Genomic DNA, 15,751 nt, shown 5'->3' on the forward strand with positions numbered 1-15,751 from the left:
GCGACCTGCAACCCCAGAAGGAATCAACGAATGACCAAACTGCGACTGGCCATCGTCGGCGCCGGGCCGGCGGGCATCTACGCCGCCGACATCCTGCTGAAGGCGGAGCGTGGCTTCGACGTGTCGATCGACCTGTTCGAGCAGCTCCCCGCGCCGTACGGCCTCGTCCGCTACGGCGTCGCCCCGGACCACCCGCGCATCAAGGGCATCATCACCGCGCTGCGCGAGGTGCTCGACAGCGGTGACATCCGCATCTTCGGCAACGTCCAGTACGGGCGCGACATCACGCTCGACGACCTCAAGCGCCACTACAACGCGGTCATCTTCGCCACCGGCGCCGTGCGCGACGCCGACCTCGAGATCCCCGGGATCCAGCTCAGGGGCTCCTACGGGGCTGCGGACTTCGTCAGCTGGTTCGACGGGCACCCGGACGTTCCGCGCACCTGGCCGCTCGACGCGAAGTCGGTGGCCGTGATCGGCAACGGGAACGTCGCGCTCGACATCTCGCGCATGCTCGCCAAGCACGCCGACGACCTGCTTCCGACGGAGATCCCGGACAACGTCTACGAGGGCCTCAAGAACTCGCCGGTGACCGACGTGCACGTGTTCGGCCGGCGCGGTCCCGCGCAGGTCAAGTTCACGCCGCTGGAGCTGCGCGAACTCGGCGAACTGCGCGATGTCGACATGATCCTCTACGACGAGGACTTCGACTACGACGAGCAGTCGAAGGCCGCCATCGCCAGCAACAAGCAGGTGATGGTCATCGACCGCGTCCTGCAGCAGTGGCGCAAGCGCGAGGTCGGCACCGCGTCGCGCCGGCTCCACCTGCACTTCTACGCCCGGCCGCTCGAAGTGGTCGGCGACGACGACGGCAACGTCCGTGCCCTGCGCTGGGAGCGCACGGAGCCGGACGGCGAGGGCGGCGTGCGCGGCACTGGCGAGATCCGCGAACTCGAGATCGACGCGCTCTACCGTGCCGTCGGCTACTTCGGATCGCCTCTGCCCGGCATCCCGTTCGACCGCAAGCACGGCGTCATCCCGAACCACGAGGGCCAGGTGCTGCGCAAGGGCGACAACGAGCGCATGTACGGCGTATATGCGACCGGGTGGATCAAGCGCGGGCCCGTCGGGCTCATCGGTCACACCAAATCGGATGCCATGGAGACGATCAAACATGTCATCAACGATCAGGGCAATTGGTGGTCGCCCACCGACCCCGACGAGCAATCTGTGGAGAACCTGCTCCGCGAGCGGGGTGTGGAGTACACGACGCTCGACGGCTGGCACAACCTCGACGCGTACGAGCAGTCCCTCGGCGCCGAGCGCGGCCGGGTGCGCGTGAAGGTCGTCCCGCGCGAGGAGATGGTGCGGGCCTCCAACGGGGAGCCGGTCGGAAGCGGACCGGCAGCCGGACAGGCCGCCGAGTAGGCGACCTCGGCGGCATGGCGAACGCGCGCGAGTGGGTCCCCGACATCCTCGGGGAGCCGTTCGAGCAGCTGACGCTGCCGCTCCGCCCGGACGCGGAGGGCGAGGTCGTCGCCACGCTGGTCCGCTACTCGCCGCCCCCGCGCCTGCACCTCCACCGTCGACCGGCCGCGGACACGGACGTGCTGTACGTGCACGGCTGGTCGGACTACTTCTTCCAGACCGAGCTCGCCGAGTTCTGGCACGACCAGGGCGCGCGGTTCCACGCCCTCGATCTGCGCAAGTACGGGCGCAGCCTGCGCGACGGCCAGACGCCGGGCTTCGTCGACGATCTGGCCGTGTACGACGAGGACATCGCGGCGGCCCTCGCCGCGATCGGGCACGGCGAGACCTCCGCGGAGGATGCGGCACCGCGCCCGCGTTCGCGCCGTCTCATCCTGCTCGGCCATTCGACCGGCGGCCTCACCCTCAGCCTGTGGGCCGACCGCCACCCCGGCCGGGCCGATGCGCTGATCCTGAACAGCCCGTGGCTCGAGTTCCAGGCGCGGTCCGCCGGACGTGCCGCCCTGACCCCGCTGATCGACCTGCACGCGCGCATCGACCCGAAGGCCGCGATGCCCAACGTCGACCTGGGCTTCTACAGCCGCACGGTCTCACGGACCATGGACGGCGAGTGGGACTACGACCTGGCCTGGCGCCCGATCCGCGGCTTCCCCGTCCATCCCGCCTGGCTGGTTGCCGTGCTGGCGGGGCACGCGCGCGTCGCCGCCGGCCTGCACATCGACGCGCCCGTCCTCACCCTGCTGTCCGCGCGATCGACGCTGCTGCCGCACTGGACGCCGGACATGCTGACCTCGGATGTCGTTCTGGTCGTGCGTGACATCGCTCAGCGGGCGCTGCAGCTGGGGCCGACGGTCACGGTCTCGTGGCTGGAGGACGCCCTCCACGACGTCTTCCTGTCGCGCCCGCCCGTGCGCCAGGCAGCATACGCATCCATCACGCAGTGGATGCGCGGCTACCTCAGCGCAGGTTGACGAACTGCACGGCGACGTCGAGGTCCGCGTTCTTGAGCAGCGCCATGGTGGCCTGCAGGTCGTCGCGGCTCTTGGAGCTGACGCGCAGCTCGTCTCCCTGGATCTGCGACTTCACGCTCTTGGGCGCCTCATCGCGGATCAGCTTGTTGATCTTCTTGGCCGCATCCTGCTCGATGCCGTTCTTGAGCCCGACCTCGATGCGGAACTCCTTGCCGGACGCGTACGGCGCGCCGGTGTCGAGTGACTTGAGGGTGATGCCGCGCTTGATGAACTTCGATTCGAGCACCTCGAGCACGGCCTTAACGCGCTCCTCGGTGTTCGCCTTCAGGAGGACCTTCTCGCCGCTCCACTCGATGGACGCGCCGACGTTCTTGAAGTCGTAGCGCTGGTCCACCTCTTTGCGGGCCTGGTTGACGGCGTTGTCCGCCTCCATCTTGTCGACCTTGCTGACGACGTCGAATGAGGAGTCTGCCATGGTGTCCGTCCTTCCCCTAGAGAGCTCCTCCCAGTCTACGAGGCGGGATGGGTCCGCCTGCGAAGGTGCTGGACGCCGCCTTGACGGAAGTCACGCGCGTAGGAGAGGCTGAGGTAAGCCTCCCCTAAGTCAGGAGACCCGATGGCTGAACTGATCCCCTTCTCCGAAGCACTCCGCGAACGCACGCGCGGCGTGCACCAGGAGAGCGAGGGCGCCGGCTTCATGCAAGACCTGATGAGCGGGCGGGGCTGCCGCGACGACTACATCCAGCTGCTGTCGCAGCACTACTTCATCTACGAGGCGCTCGAAGAGGCGGCGGCGTGGATGGGCGACGATCCGGTCGCCGCGCCGTTCATCAGCCCGAAGCTGACCCGTCTTCCGGCCATCGAGGCCGATCTCGACTTCCTACTCGGCCACGACTGGCGGGAGCGGATTGCACCGCTGCCCTCCACGGCGCGCTACACGGCCCGCATCCGCGAGGTCGGGCGCACCTGGCCGGGCGGCTTCATCGCGCACCATTACACGCGCTACCTCGGCGACCTCTCCGGCGGGCAGATCATCCGCACACTGCTGCAGCGCCAGTACGGGTTCGAGACCAACGGCGTCGGCTTCTACCTCTTCGCCGACATCGCAAAGCCGAAGTTGTTCAAAGACACCTACCGGTCGCAACTGGATGCGGTCGAGTGGACCGAGGAGGAGCGCGACCGCGTCATCGCGGAGGTGGCGCTGGCGTTCCGCTTCAACACGGAGCTGTTCGACGACCTGGCGTCGGCCAAGGCCGCGGCCTGACGCGGGAGCCCGCAGCGGGCTTGGGTCCTCAGCGCGATCTAGCGCCGCCTGTCGCGGAGTCGGTGTGGATCAGGCTGTCTGCGCGAGCTCGGCGTAGTAGGTGACGTGGCAGCCGTCACCATTGCACTCGACGCAGACGGTGATCTCCTCATAGTGCTGGGCGGGGTCGGCTCCGGTCCCGTCGCACCGTTCGCAAATCTCCAACGTTCTCATGCCCCGATTGTGCGCCGAACCACCGACATCGGCGGCAGGCCCGTCGGGGTGTCGCGATCGCGCAGGAACGGGCCCCTGCGCCGGCGCGCTCAGTCGTGCCAGAAGCCGCGGTGCGGAACGGCCGCTTCGTCTTCGAGCACGGGACCGAGCACCGTGACCGGGCGGTTCCCGTCCGCGAAGTCCAGGCGGCACGGATGGTCGAGGGTCGGAGTCCAAGGATCGTCGCCGGTGATGGCCAGCAGGCCCCGGCCGGAGAGGGCGTAGACGACCGTTCCGATTCCGGCCCAGTAGATGGCCCCCGCGCACATGGCGCACGGCTCGCACGAGGTGACGAGGGTGTATCCGGAGAGGTCGGCGTACGGGATGGTCCGGGAGGCCTTCCGGACCAGGTTGGTCTCCGCGTGCCCGGTGACGTCCTCCTCCGTCACTACGGTGTTCTCCGCTTCGAGGACGATCTCGCCGTCCGGCGCGACGAGGACGGCGCCGAACGGGTGGTTGCCGTTGGCCCGCGCATCGGCGGACACCTGGATCGCGCGTCGGACGTGGTCGTCGAGTGCAGCTGTGGTCATGCGGGGTCCTCATGGGTCGTCGGGATGCGCGGCTTCGATACCTGTCTACCGTGTGATTCTGCCCAGAGCAGAACCGCCGGAATCCACCGTCGCGGATGCGGTTGCGCCGACATAGGCTGGCGGCATGCTCGTACGGCATGCGATCGGATCGGTGCTCCGCCGGATCAGGACGGAGCGCGGCACGACGCTGCGCGAGCTCTCCGAGTCGTCGCGGGTATCGGTGCCGTACCTCTCCGAGATCGAGCGGGGGCGCAAAGAGGCCTCCTCCGAGATCCTCGCCGCGCTGTGCCGGGTGCTGGGGGTCAGCGAGGGCGAGCTGATGACGCGGGTCGCCGCCGAGTTCGCCGGTGCCCAGGTGCTGAGTCTGGTGCCGGAGCGCGAGCTCGCGGGCGCATCCGCATCCACTCTGGAGCTGCAGTCGTCTGCCGTGGAGAGCGGCGCGCGCACTCCCGGCGTCGTCGCACTCGCCGCCTGACGGCGGCCGTGCGCCCGCTGAGCGGGCGCTGATTTCGTCTGCAGCCGCCCGCCGAGTATTCTTGTGTGGCGCCTTCGGTCACGAGTGAACTGGTGGTCGGAAGCGCCAATGGCGAGTTACCCAAGCGGCCAAAGGGATCTGACTGTAAATCAGCTGTCTACGACTTCGGGGGTTCGAATCCCTCACTCGCCACCACGCTGCGAACGCGCAGGCGACAAGCCCTCGGCCACCGGCCGGGGGCTTTCGTCATCGTCGGAAGAAACCGCTCGGATCTCCGACGGACCGCGGTGCGGGTGGAGATTCGGGCGGTTTCGGGCGGGATCTCCGCCGGTGGGCGCAGGGCCGACAGGCCGCGGGTCTGACAGGCTGGAGGCATGACCTCCAATGCCGAGCTGCTCGAGATCGCCGCAACCGTCGCCCGCCGCGCCGCCGCCTTCGCGCTGCAGCGACGACGGGACGGGGTGGAGATCGCCGCCTCGAAGTCGTCGCTCAGCGACATCGTCACGCGGGCCGACCGCGAGACCGAGCAGCTGATCCGCGATACGCTCTCGGCGGCCCGGCCGCGCGACGGGTTCCTGGGGGAGGAGTCCGGTGGCGGAAGCAGTCAGAGCGGGCTGACCTGGGTCGTCGATCCGATCGACGGAACGGTCAACTACTTCTACGGCATCCCGGCTTGGGCGGTCAGCATCGCCGTCGTCGAGGGTGACCCGGAGCCGACGACGTGGAACACCCTCGCGGGCGCGGTGGTGAACCCCGTCTCCGGTGAGGCCTTCACCGCGTACGCCGGGGGAGGTGCGCGGCTGAACGGGGAGCCCATCCACGTCACGGACGGAATGGAGCTGCCGCTCGCCCTGATCGGCACCGGCTTCGGCTACGACGCCGAGGTCCGGCGCCGCCAGGCGGGCTTCGTCGCGGAGCTGATCGGCGACGTGCGCGACATCCGGCGCATCGGCGCCGCCTCGCTCGACCTGTGCTCAGTCGCCGCCGGCCGGCTCGACGGGTACTACGAGCGCGGGCTCAACCCGTGGGACCACGCGGCGGGAGCACTCATCGCCGCCGAGGCGGGCGCGCGCGTCGCCGGGATCGGCGGAGGGCCGGCCGACCGCCGCCTCACGGTGGCGGCCGGTCCGGACCTCTTCGAGCAGCTGCACCCCCGCGTCGAGCGCTTCTACGCCGACTGGGACTAAGACCCCGGGGCCAGCCGAGCCGGGCCCGGCCGGGCCGGGTTCAGACGAGCCAGGCGGTCGTGTCGCGGGGGAGCATCCCTCCGTCGAGCGCGCCGCTCGCCAGCACGACCTCGCCCTCGGGAAGCGCCACGGGCGCCTCTCCGAAGTTCACCACGACGGTGACCTCGCCGGAGCGGAAGGCGAGCGTCCCCTCGCCCAGGTCGATCCACTCGGGGGAGCCGAACGCCAGGTCGTAGCGGCGGCGGGCATCGAGGGCGTCCTGGTACATGGTCAGCGTCGAACCCGGCACCCCGGCCTGCGACGAGCGTGTGTACGCGGCCCACGTCGAGGGCTGCGGCAGCCAGCTCGCCGCGGTCGGCCCGAAGCCATACGAGGCCTCCGTGCCCTCCCAGGGGATCGGGACGCGGCAGCCGTCGCGGCCGTACCGCTCGCCGTTGGTGCGGAACCAGGTCGGGTCCTGGCGCGCGTCGTCGGGGAGGTCGATCGCCTCCGGGAGACCGAGCTCCTCGCCCTGGTACAGGTAGGCGGAGCCGGGAAGGGCGAGCATCAGGGCGGTCGCGGCGCGGGCCCGGTGCAGCGCGAAGACCGGGTCGGGCAGGCCGGTGGTCTTCGGCCCGATGCCGTGCCCCTGCAGGTTCTCGCCGTGCAGCGCCAGGCGCGTGGCGTGACGGACGACGTCGTGGTTCGACAGCACCCACGTGCTCGGGGCGCCAACGCTGCTGAACGCCGCGATGGAGCGGTCGATCACGCTGCGGAGCGCCGCCGCGTTCCACGGGGTCTCCAGATATGCGAAGTTGAAGGTCTGCTGCATCTCGTCCGGCCGCACCCAGCGCGCCAGCTTGTCGAGCGGCTCGACCCAGGCCTCGCCGCAGAGCACGCGGTCGCCGGAGTACTCGTCGAGGACGGTGTGCCAGTCGCGGTAGATCGCGTGCACGCCGTCCTGCGCGAAGTAGGGAGGAGTCGCCGGCTCGCCGCCCGCGTGGGCCGCGATCTCCGGCTCGAGCGGGATGCCGCCGGTCTCGAGCGTCGGAGCGGCGCCGCCCATGCTGCCCGTGTGCGCCGGCGGCGTGTAGTCGGGGAGGCCGGCCTCCTTGACCATGCCGTGGGCGACATCCACCCGGAAGCCGTCCACGCCGCGGTCCAGCCAGAAGCGCAGGATGCCGCGGAACTGCTCCCACACCCACGGGTTCTCCCAGTCGAAGTCCGGCTGGGACTTGTCGAACAGGTGCAGGTACCACTGGCCGGGACGGCCGTCGGCCTCGGTGACGCGCGTCCAGGCGCCTCCGCCGAAGATCGACTCCCAGTTGTTCGGCGGCAGGTCCCCGTTCTCGCCCGTGCCGTCGCGGAAGATGTACCGCGCGCGCTCGGGGCTCCCCGGGCCGGCCGCGAGGGCCTCCTGGAACCAGCGGTGGTCGCTCGACGAGTGGTTCGGCACGATGTCGATGATCACGCGGAGGCCCAGGTCGTGGGCGGTCGCGAGCATCCTGTCGAAGTCGGCGAGGGTGCCGAAGCGGACGTCGACGTCGCGGTAGTCGGAGACGTCGTAGCCGGCATCGCGCTGCGGGGAGCTCTGGAAGGGCGACAGCCAGACGGCATCCACGCCCAGCTCGCGCAGAGCAGGGAGGCGGTGGGTGATGCCGGGCAGGTCGCCCATCCCGTCGCCGTCCGAGTCGGCGAACGAGCGCGGGTACACCTGGTAGATGACGGCGGAGCGCCACCATTCGCGGCCGGGGGCCGATGGAGTGGGCTCGGTGTGGGTGAGGGGGGTCGGAGCGGCGATGGTGGTCACCTCGTGTTCGTCTCGGTTGTGATGGTCAGGGGTGGACGGCGGTGCTGGACCGCACGATCAGATCCGCCGGGGCGGTGTGGCTGAGAGGTTCGGCGCGCGCTCGGCCGGGGGAGGTCCGGGCGGCCTGGAGGGCGTCGAGCAGCAGCGCCGCGGCCTGCTCGCCCTGGCGCCCGGGATGCTGCGCCACCGTGCTGAGCCCGAAGAAGTCGGCGAGGGGGTGGTCGTCGATGCCGATGATGGAGACGTCGCGGGGCACGGAGAGCCCGAGGTCGCGTGCCGCCAGGATGGCGCCGATGGCCATTTCGTCCGATGCTGCGAAGATCGCGGTCGGGCGTTCGTGCGGCGACCCGAGCATCTGCTTGGCGGCGTCGTATCCGCCGGGGAGGGTGAAGTCGGACGCGCGATGGAGCTGCTCGTCGACCGGGAGGCCCGCATCCCGCAGTGCCTGCTCGTAGCCGAGTCTCCGGCTGGTGGGGATGTGGAAGTCGAGGTCGAACTCCTGCGAGCCGCCGATGTGGGCGATGCGGCGGTGGCCCAGGGAGATCAGGTGCTCCGTGGCGAGGCGGGCGACGGCGAGGTCGTCGATGGTCAGCGTGCTGACGCCGGGCAGTGGTCCGCCGACGCCGACGACGGGCTTGCCGAGGGCGAGGAGGCGGCCGACCTCTTCCTCCGCGAGCTCGAGGGACACGGTGAACACCGCATCCACCCGGTTGCGCAGGAGGTGGTGGTCGAAGACCCGGCGGCGCTCGCCGCCGTCCCCGCTCAGGTTGTAGAGCGTGAGGTCGTAGCCCTGGCCGAGCAGGACGCGCTCCGCGCCCTCGATGACGGAGGTGAAGAACCAGCGGCTGAGGTGCGGGACGACGGCGCCGATGTTGCGGGTGCGACCGGATGCGAGGCTCGACGCGTCGGAGGAGACGACGTATCCCAGCTGCGATGCCGCCTGGACGACCCGGGCGCGCGTGCGGTCGGAGACCGGTCCGTTCCCGCTCAGGGCGCGGGAGACGGTGGCGGTGGAGACGCCGGCGAGACGGGCGACATCGTCGATCCCGGGCATCCCACCTCCTGTGTCTCGTGTGGCGTCTGGTGCGGTGGAAGCGTTTGCGTCCGCCGGTGCAGGGCGGTCGGCCGCGCACAGCGGCAGTATAGCGAAGCGGGTGGAAGCGTTTGCAGTGTGTCAGGACCAGTGGCCGGGACGGTCGAGCGCCGGAGGCAGGAGCGTGCGCCCGTCGCCGGTCGCTGCGTTGACCTGCACCTGCGTCAGGTAGATCGCCTCGCGCAGGTCGGCGCCGTCGAGGCGCGCGTCGCGCAGATCCGCTCCGATCAGCTCGGCTCGGGAGAGGTCGGCGTCGCGGAGGTCGGCGGCGATCAGGAGGGCGCCGCGGAGCTCGGCTCCCCGCAGGTCTGCGCTGCGAAGATCCGCGCCGAGCAGATCCGCGCCGGGACGGATGCGCGAACGGGCGGTGCGCTTGCGGCCGCGGCCGATCGGTCCGGTGCCGACGGGTCCGGCCTCGCGGGTCAGGCGGGCCGCGTCGCGGAGGAGGTCGGCTGCCGGGGCACGGAGGTCCTCGATGTCGGTCTCCACGATGACGGCGCCGGGTGCGTCGGTCAGCGACCGGACGTCGGCGTGGGCACGCCGCAGAGAGGGGTGGATGCCGGCCGCGGCCGGGAGCGCCAGAGCCTCCTCGAGGTACCAGAGCAGCTCGTGCAGCTGTCGCATCAGCGGGAAGACCGCGAACATCTCCCGACGTCGTTCCGCGTCGTCGCGCCATCCCTGGCCGTCGAAGGTGTGCTGCGTCACCTGCTGGCCGGCCCCGAAGCAGTCGAAGACCGTGCAGCCGCGGAACCCGCGCTCCCGCAGGTGCGGGTGGATGCTGCAGCGGTCGTCGCCGTCGAGGTTGACGCAGGGGTCGCCGGCCGCCTTGTCGAACGCGAAGTCGGCGGAGCGGGCGAAGGCGAGGGCGACGCAGCAGAGGCCGACGCAGCGGGAGCAGTCGGCTCTCAGCTCGCGGCGGGGGGCTTCGGCGGTACGCACCCGTCCACAGTACGGGCCCGCCACATCCTTTCCACACCCTCAGGGAGAGCCGGAATAGCCCCGGGTCGACCGCGTTAGCGTGGAAGAAGGAACAACGAAGGAGATCAGCATGACTGCACCGCGCCGCACGATCGGTTCGTCCGACCTCGAGGTCTTCCCGCTCTCGCTCGGGGGCAACGTCTTCGGCTGGACGGCCGACAGGCAGACGTCGTTCGACGTCCTCGACGGGTACACAGCGGCCGGCGGCAACTTCGTCGACACCGCCGACGGCTACTCGGCGTGGGTGCCGGGCAACACCGGCGGCGACTCGGAGCGCATCCTCGGCGAGTGGTTCGAGGCGCGCGGCAACCGCGACCAGGTGGTGCTCGCCACCAAGGTGAGCCAGCATCCCGACTTCAAGGGTCTCGCGGCCGACAACATCCGCCGAGCGGCCGACGCGTCGCTGGAGCGCCTGAAGTCCGACTACATCGACCTCTACTACGCCCACTTCGACGACGAGACGGTGCCCCTGGAGGAGACGGTCGCCGCCCTCTCCGGGCTCGTCGACGCGGGCAAGGTGCGCTACATCGGCATCTCGAACTACTCGCCTGAGCGCATCGAGGAGTGGGTCCGCATCACCGAGCGCGACGGGCTCCACCGCGCGGTCGCGCTCCAGCCGCACTACAACCTGGTCGAGCGCGGCTACGAGACCACGTACCGCCCGATCGCCGAGCGCGAGGGCCTCGGCGTGATGCCGTACTTCGCTCTCGCCGCCGGGTTCCTGACCGGCAAGTACCGCGACGGCGTCACGGTCGACAGCGCCCGCGCCGGCGGTGCGGCCAAGTACCTCGACGACACCGGTCGCGCCGTCCTCTCCGCGCTCGACGAGGTGGCTGCCGCGCACGGCGCCTCCGTCGCCACGGTGGCGCTGGCCTGGCTGGCCGCGCAGCCGACCATCACCGCCCCGATCGCGAGCGCGCGCACCACGGAGCAGCTTCCCGACCTCCTGGTGTCCGTCGAGCTCGAGCTCACCGGCGACGAGCTGGAGGCCCTCGCCGGGGCCTCGGAGCCGGCCGCCGCGGCCTGAGCCGCGCGGGGCGGGGCCGCCGCTGCCGGGCGCCCGCGATGGTACGGAGCACCCCGCCGTGGGTGGTATCCTCGAACGGTTGCCGAAAACGACGTGCCTCCGGCCGTCGCGGCTCCGCCCCCTTAGCTCATTGGTAGAGCACTTCCTTGGTAAGGAAGAGGTAGTGGGTCCGATTCCCACAGGGGGCTCCGTCTCCCGTCCTGCGACTGGCTCGCTCGACGTGGGGATGCCACGGCGGGGTAGCTCAGGTGGTTAGAGCACACGGCTCATAATCGTGGTGTCGCGGGTTCGAGTCCCGCCCTCGCTACATAGGTTGAAAAACTGGGAACGGCGGCTGATGATCAGCCGCCGTTTCTTTGGTTTCCGGTGTCGATGACCTCACGGTCGCGCGGCCTCTCTGGCGCCACGCGTCGTAATGTGCACGTTCACATCCCTAGACTGGGGGCCGCGGAGCTGCCGCGGACCGAGGGAGGAACCGAAGTGAGCGACAAGAACTGGGCCGGAAACTACCAGTACAGCGCACGCATCGTGCGGCCGCGTGACCTCGACGATCTGCGCGAGATCGTCACGAGGGCGCCGAAGATCCGCGCGCTCGGCAGCAGGCACTCCTTCAACGACCTCGCCGACGCCGATGCCGCCGGGGTGCTCGTGAGCACGGCCGACCTTCCGTCCGAGATCCGCATCGATGCGGAATCACGGACGGTGGCCGTGGGCGGAGGCGTTCGCTACGGCGATCTCACCCGCGACCTGCAGAGCGCCGGGTGGGCGCTCCACAACCTCGCCTCCCTCCCGCACATCTCCGTGGCCGGCGCCATCGCCACCGCCACCCACGGGTCGGGCGACCGCAACGGCAATCTGTCCACGGCGGTCGCCGGCATGCGCATCCTCACCGCGTCCGGTGAGTTCGTGGACCTCGTGCGCGGCGATCCCGAACTCGCGGGCGCCGCTGTCTCACTGGGCGCCCTCGGTGTGGTGACGCAGGTCACCCTCGACATCCTCCCTACCTTCGACGTCCGCCAACGGCTCTTCGGCGGCGTGCAGTGGGATGTCGTGCTCGACCGCTTCGATGCCGTCACCTCCGCCGCCTATAGCGTCTCGCTCTTCACGACGTGGGACGAGGACACGGTCGCCCTCGCCTGGCTGAAAGAACTCGACGGCGCGGAGACGACCATCGGCGACGACTTCTTCGGCGCCCCTGCGCTCACGGAGCCCCGGCACATGATCCCGACGATGGATGCTCGCAACACCACCCAGCAGCTGGGCGTCGTCGGTCCCTGGAGCGAACGGCTCGCGCACTTCCGCTTCGAGTTCACGCCCTCCAACGGCGCAGAGATCCAGTCCGAGTACCTCGTGCCGCGGGCGCAGGCGGTGGACGCGATCCGTGCGGTGCGCGAGCTCGCTCCGGTGATCGCCCCCGTTCTTCAGATCAGCGAGATCCGCACGGTCGCGTCAGACGACCTCTGGCTGTCGAGCGCGTACGGAACCGACGTGGTCGGATTCCACTTCACCTGGCTGCGCGACCAGGCCGGGGTGGAGGCGGTGCTGCCGGCTCTGGAAGCTGCACTGCTGCCGCTCGGCGCGCGTCCGCACTGGGGGAAGCTGTACCTCGACGAGGATGCGGTCGTACCGGGCCTCTATCCGAGACTCGACGACTTCCGTGCCCTCGCCGAGCGCTTCGACCCGGAGGGCGCCTTCCGCAATGCGTTCCTCACCCGGCTCCTCGGCAGTGTCTGACCGGGCGAGTGGGCCCGACGCGGCCGCTGTCCGTGAGGCGCTGTCGGGCCGAGCGCATCACTCGTCGTAGAGCCGCGTCACGGACCCGCCCGGGATGAGGTGCGCTTCGAGGTATTCGATCTTCGGCGCGGGACGCTCGCCCGGCGACTCGATGTGGTCGGCGATCAGGCGGGCCGCATGCTTGGCGATCTTCCGGGTCGGCTGCACGATGACGGTCAGTTTCGGCACAAGAGCCTGGGCGAGGTCACGGCTGTCGAATCCCACCACCGAGATGTCGCGGCCGATGCGCAGCCCGGAATCGTTCACGGCGGTCACAGCGCCGAGGGTGAGCTCGTAGTTCGCGGTGAAGATGCCGGTGGGCCGCGGCCACAGGGCGAGGAGCTCCTGAGCGGCTCGGTAGCCCGCTTCGACCGTCAGCGGAACGAGACGCTCCATCGCCGGATCGAGGGGGACGCCGTTGGAGGTGAGCGCGCGCTCGAAGCCCTCGGTGCGCAGACGCATCGAGGAGATCACCGGTTCGCCGCCGACGAATCCGATACGGCGGTGGCCGTGGTCGAGGAGGTGCTGGGCGCCGAGCGCCCCGGCCGCAGCATTGTCGATGAAGACGCCGTCGGCGTGGACGTCGTCGATGTACCAGTCCACCATCACAACCGGCACTCGCGCGGCGGCGGCCCGCAGTGCGGGCACATCGTGGGGCGGGGTGACCGCGACGATTCCGTCCACCATGCGGTCCATCAGCAGGTTGACGGGATCTTCGCTCGGATCGGGGCTGGCCGCAACGATGACGCTGATCCCACGCGGGCGGAGGGCCTCCTCGACACCCGCGATGATCGACAGGTGGAAGTCGTTGTCGAGTGCCGGCAGCAGCACTCCGACCGTCCGCGAGCGTCGCGAACGCAGCGTGCGGGCGAACTGATTGGGCCGGAAGTCGAGTTCACGCGCCGCCGCTTCGATGGCTTCGCGGTTGGCCTCCAGAACGTTTCGGCCGTTGTAGTACTTGGAGATCGTTGCGAGCGAGAGCCCTGTCGCCCGCTGGATGTCCTTGTATGTCGTCACAGCCCCGTCTTTCTGGTGTTTCCGCCTACAGCCTTCCCGTTGCCGCTGTCCCGCGTGCGCTCAGCATAATCCAGCGCCAGCGGGGCGCGAATCGTTTCGGCCTAAAGGGTGCCGATGTCGTCTACATCTCACGCGAATCGGACGGGCGGGATTCCATCGCCCAGGCGGCCCGCTTGACGGAGCCACTCCACCGACTCCGCCACGGCGGCGAGCGACGAGTACGCCGGTGCGTAGCCCAGCACTCGGCGCCCCTTCTCGATGCTCATGGCGTGGCTGCGGGCGATGTGCTGATAGGCCGAGTCGCGGTGCTCCACGGGGAGAGAGGCGCTGAACTCCTCGAAAGGCGCGAAGCGCAGCGTGGCTTCGCGCCCGAACCATCGGGCCGCCTCCTCCGCGAATCCACGCAGCGTGAGCGCGCGCTCGGAGACGGCGTGGAATGCCTCCCCGTTCGCTTCGTCCGGATGTTCGAGGCAGAGTCGGATGAGCTGCGCGACGTCGTCCGCGTGCACGTGATGCACGGTCTCGAGCCCGAATCCCGGCAGCAAGAGCTCACGCCCGCTCGCCAGGCTGCGCCAGACGTCGAGGTCGGTAGTGCCCTGCGGGGTGACGATGGGCCAGCCGGGCCCGGAGATGTGACCCGGGTGCACGATGGCCACCGGGAGCCCCTTCTCGCGCCGCGATTCAGCCAGCAGCAGACGCTCGATCGCCTCCTTCTGGATGCCGTACTCGCCCCAGGGCCGTTTGGCGGCGTCCTCGGAAGCCGGAACCTCGGTGAGGGTGCCATGCGTCCAGATCGTTCCGACGTGCACGAGCTGACCTACTTGTCCGCGGAGGGCGTCGGCGAGCTGCCGGGCGGACTCCGGCGTGAAGCAGATCAGGTCCACGACAGCGTCTGCCCCGAGCTCGGCGACACGAGAACCGAAGGTGCCGGCGGCATCCTCAACCGCGCGGTCCGCGACCACGCGTTCGACGCTCTCCCAGGCGGGATGCTGGCGATACGGGGTCGACGTTCCGCGGGTGATCGCGACAACCTCGTGCCCGTCCGCCACGAGGCGCGGCACGAGATAGCCACCGACGTGGCCCGTTGCTCCGATGACGACGATTCGCATGTGTGGTCTCTTTTCCGGTGGATGCCAGGGGTGCGGAGATCGCCTCGCTCAGTGGAACGCGGCAGCGCCGTTGACTGCGACGACTGTTCCTGACGCGAAGCCGCCCGCCTCCGATGCCAGGTACATCGTCGCCGCGGCGACGTCCCCGGGCGTGCCGGCCCGCCCAAGCGGGGTGGCGGCGATCGTCGCGCGCTGGTCGGCCTCCGGGGTGAAGCGTTCGTGGAACGGGGTCTCGAGGATGAGCCCGGGAGCGACGGCGGAGACGGCGATCCGCCGAGGCCCGAGCTCCTTCGCCAGGGCACGGGTCAGGCCCTCGACGCCGGCCTTGGCCGCAGCGTACGCGCCCGCGCCGTGGCCGCCCCCGTTGTGCGCCGCCAGCGAGGAGATGTTCACGATGCGCCCGCCATCCGCCATCAGGGGTAGCGCTGCGCGAACGACGTAGAAGACGCTCGAGAGGTTGAGCTCGATCACCTGATGCCAGTGCGCGTCGTCTGCCGCGTCCGTCGGACGGCGCGCGACGAGGCCTCCGGCATTGTTGACGAGCACGTCGATCCTGCCCCCGAGAGCCACGCCGATCCGGGCCACGGTCGCGGTCACGGCGGCGCTGTCGGTGACATCCATCCGCTCCGCGATGACCCGGTCTGCCACGTGCTCCGGCACGGGCGAGGCGTTCGTCGTGATCGCCACGCGATCGCCGGCGTTCAGGAACGCTTCGGCGATCCCGAGCCCGATGCCGGTCGCGCCTCCGGTGATCAGGACGGTTCGTGCGGGAGACGATGCGGTCATGGGAATCTCCGT

16 protein-coding genes and 3 tRNA genes are annotated in these 15,751 nt (G+C 70.0%); 10 read left to right on the forward strand and 9 right to left on the reverse strand.

Annotated features, from left to right (window positions below):
* The first annotated feature begins 30 nt into the window (after positions 1-30).
* Together BJ963_RS16450 and BJ963_RS16455 are read left to right on the forward strand one after the other, a co-directional pair.
* Complete coding sequence (locus tag BJ963_RS16450) at positions 31-1,428, forward strand: FAD-dependent oxidoreductase (RefSeq protein ID WP_179457569.1); 1,398 nt, start codon at positions 31-33, stop codon at positions 1,426-1,428.
* Positions 1,429-1,442: 14 nt separating this feature from the next.
* Positions 1,443-2,459, forward strand: coding sequence for an alpha/beta hydrolase (locus BJ963_RS16455; protein ID WP_179457570.1), 1,017 nt, complete (start codon positions 1,443-1,445; stop codon positions 2,457-2,459).
* Here the strand turns inward: BJ963_RS16455 and BJ963_RS16460 are convergent.
* Complete coding sequence (locus tag BJ963_RS16460; RefSeq protein WP_089915134.1) at positions 2,446-2,934, reverse strand: YajQ family cyclic di-GMP-binding protein; 489 nt, start codon at positions 2,932-2,934, stop codon at positions 2,446-2,448. The two genes, BJ963_RS16455 and BJ963_RS16460, sit on opposite strands and share 14 nt — an antisense overlap.
* Positions 2,935-3,075: 141 nt before the next feature.
* Here BJ963_RS16460 and BJ963_RS16465 point away from each other — a divergent pair, with 141 nt between their 5' ends.
* On the forward strand, positions 3,076-3,723 hold the full coding sequence (locus BJ963_RS16465; protein WP_089915130.1) for a biliverdin-producing heme oxygenase: 648 nt from the start codon (positions 3,076-3,078) through the stop codon (positions 3,721-3,723).
* Between the two features lie 69 nt (positions 3,724-3,792).
* Here BJ963_RS16465 and BJ963_RS16470 read toward each other — a convergent pair whose 3' ends face one another.
* A complete protein-coding gene (locus tag BJ963_RS16470; RefSeq protein ID WP_172824152.1) occupies positions 3,793-3,936 on the reverse strand; it encodes a hypothetical protein in 144 nt (47 codons plus the stop codon).
* Between the two features lie 89 nt (positions 3,937-4,025).
* A complete protein-coding gene (locus BJ963_RS16475) occupies positions 4,026-4,505 on the reverse strand; it encodes a nucleoside deaminase (RefSeq protein WP_179457571.1) in 480 nt (159 codons plus the stop codon).
* Positions 4,506-4,629: 124 nt separating this feature from the next.
* On the opposite strand from BJ963_RS16475, the gene BJ963_RS16480 reads away from it, so the two are divergent.
* The 3 genes from BJ963_RS16480 to BJ963_RS16490 all read left to right on the forward strand — a co-directional run bounded on the left by BJ963_RS16480 (position 4,630) and on the right by BJ963_RS16490 (position 6,167).
* Entirely contained in the window at positions 4,630-4,980 is a 351-nt protein-coding gene (locus BJ963_RS16480; protein WP_179457572.1) for a helix-turn-helix domain-containing protein, read from the forward strand.
* A 110-nt stretch (positions 4,981-5,090) separates the two neighbouring features.
* Positions 5,091-5,175 (forward strand) — tRNA-Tyr (locus tag BJ963_RS16485).
* A gap of 179 nt (positions 5,176-5,354) precedes the next feature.
* Positions 5,355-6,167 (forward strand): inositol monophosphatase family protein, encoded by an 813-nt coding sequence (locus BJ963_RS16490; RefSeq protein WP_179457573.1) that lies wholly within the window; start codon positions 5,355-5,357, stop codon positions 6,165-6,167.
* A gap of 40 nt (positions 6,168-6,207) precedes the next feature.
* Here BJ963_RS16490 and BJ963_RS16495 read toward each other — a convergent pair whose 3' ends face one another.
* From BJ963_RS16495 to BJ963_RS16505, 3 genes are all read right to left on the reverse strand, one after another.
* A complete protein-coding gene (locus BJ963_RS16495) occupies positions 6,208-7,956 on the reverse strand; it encodes a glycoside hydrolase family 13 protein (protein ID WP_089915118.1) in 1,749 nt (582 codons plus the stop codon).
* 25 nt (positions 7,957-7,981) lie between these two features.
* Positions 7,982-9,010 carry a LacI family DNA-binding transcriptional regulator gene (locus tag BJ963_RS16500; protein WP_179457574.1) on the reverse strand — a complete coding sequence of 343 codons (1,029 nt, stop codon included), beginning with the start codon at positions 9,008-9,010 and terminating at the stop codon, positions 7,982-7,984.
* A gap of 120 nt (positions 9,011-9,130) precedes the next feature.
* The gene (locus BJ963_RS16505) at positions 9,131-9,988 is read right to left on the reverse strand and encodes a pentapeptide repeat-containing protein (protein WP_179457575.1); all 858 of its coding nucleotides are present in this window, start codon (positions 9,986-9,988) and stop codon (positions 9,131-9,133) included.
* A gap of 109 nt (positions 9,989-10,097) precedes the next feature.
* Here BJ963_RS16505 and BJ963_RS16510 point away from each other — a divergent pair, with 109 nt between their 5' ends.
* The 4 genes from BJ963_RS16510 to BJ963_RS16525 all read left to right on the forward strand — a co-directional run bounded on the left by BJ963_RS16510 (position 10,098) and on the right by BJ963_RS16525 (position 12,788).
* The gene (locus tag BJ963_RS16510) at positions 10,098-11,054 is read left to right on the forward strand and encodes an aldo/keto reductase (RefSeq protein WP_179457576.1); all 957 of its coding nucleotides are present in this window, start codon (positions 10,098-10,100) and stop codon (positions 11,052-11,054) included.
* 116 nt (positions 11,055-11,170) lie between these two features.
* Positions 11,171-11,242, forward strand: a tRNA-Thr gene (locus tag BJ963_RS16515).
* 45 nt (positions 11,243-11,287) lie between these two features.
* Positions 11,288-11,361 (forward strand) — tRNA-Met (locus BJ963_RS16520).
* 173 nt (positions 11,362-11,534) lie between these two features.
* A complete protein-coding gene (locus tag BJ963_RS16525) occupies positions 11,535-12,788 on the forward strand; it encodes an FAD-binding protein (RefSeq protein ID WP_343037307.1) in 1,254 nt (417 codons plus the stop codon).
* Between the two features lie 57 nt (positions 12,789-12,845).
* Here the strand turns inward: BJ963_RS16525 and BJ963_RS16530 are convergent, their stop codons facing one another.
* The 3 genes from BJ963_RS16530 to BJ963_RS16540 all read right to left on the reverse strand — a co-directional run bounded on the left by BJ963_RS16530 (position 12,846) and on the right by BJ963_RS16540 (position 15,739).
* Positions 12,846-13,844 carry a substrate-binding domain-containing protein gene (locus BJ963_RS16530; RefSeq protein ID WP_179457578.1) on the reverse strand — a complete coding sequence of 333 codons (999 nt, stop codon included), beginning with the start codon at positions 13,842-13,844 and terminating at the stop codon, positions 12,846-12,848.
* A 128-nt stretch (positions 13,845-13,972) separates the two neighbouring features.
* Positions 13,973-14,953 (reverse strand): NAD-dependent epimerase/dehydratase family protein, encoded by a 981-nt coding sequence (locus tag BJ963_RS16535; RefSeq protein WP_179457579.1) that lies wholly within the window; start codon positions 14,951-14,953, stop codon positions 13,973-13,975.
* Between the two features lie 48 nt (positions 14,954-15,001).
* Positions 15,002-15,739, reverse strand: coding sequence for an SDR family NAD(P)-dependent oxidoreductase (locus BJ963_RS16540; RefSeq protein ID WP_179457580.1), 738 nt, complete (start codon positions 15,737-15,739; stop codon positions 15,002-15,004).
* Positions 15,740-15,751: the final 12 nt, after the last annotated feature.

This window comes from Leifsonia soli (assembly GCF_013408745.1).
In the GTDB taxonomy this organism is placed as follows: Bacteria; Actinomycetota; Actinomycetes; order Actinomycetales; family Microbacteriaceae; genus Leifsonia; species Leifsonia soli.

Coding starts and splice junctions, on each gene's coding strand:
- BJ963_RS16475 (WP_179457571.1), bottom strand. CDS start 4,505: ATGACCACAGCTGCACTCGACGACCACGTCCGACGCGCGATCCAGGTG.
- BJ963_RS16490 (WP_179457573.1), top strand. CDS start 5,355: ATGACCTCCAATGCCGAGCTGCTCGAGATCGCCGCAACCGTCGCCCGC.
- BJ963_RS16470 (WP_172824152.1), bottom strand. CDS start 3,936: ATGAGAACGTTGGAGATTTGCGAACGGTGCGACGGGACCGGAGCCGAC.
- BJ963_RS16465 (WP_089915130.1), top strand. CDS start 3,076: ATGGCTGAACTGATCCCCTTCTCCGAAGCACTCCGCGAACGCACGCGC.
- BJ963_RS16480 (WP_179457572.1), top strand. CDS start 4,630: ATGCTCGTACGGCATGCGATCGGATCGGTGCTCCGCCGGATCAGGACG.
- BJ963_RS16450 (WP_179457569.1), top strand. CDS start 31: ATGACCAAACTGCGACTGGCCATCGTCGGCGCCGGGCCGGCGGGCATC.
- BJ963_RS16535 (WP_179457579.1), bottom strand. CDS start 14,953: ATGCGAATCGTCGTCATCGGAGCAACGGGCCACGTCGGTGGCTATCTC.
- BJ963_RS16460 (WP_089915134.1), bottom strand. CDS start 2,934: ATGGCAGACTCCTCATTCGACGTCGTCAGCAAGGTCGACAAGATGGAG.
- BJ963_RS16455 (WP_179457570.1), top strand. CDS start 1,443: ATGGCGAACGCGCGCGAGTGGGTCCCCGACATCCTCGGGGAGCCGTTC.
- BJ963_RS16510 (WP_179457576.1), top strand. CDS start 10,098: ATGACTGCACCGCGCCGCACGATCGGTTCGTCCGACCTCGAGGTCTTC.
- BJ963_RS16540 (WP_179457580.1), bottom strand. CDS start 15,739: ATGACCGCATCGTCTCCCGCACGAACCGTCCTGATCACCGGAGGCGCG.
- BJ963_RS16500 (WP_179457574.1), bottom strand. CDS start 9,010: ATGCCCGGGATCGACGATGTCGCCCGTCTCGCCGGCGTCTCCACCGCC.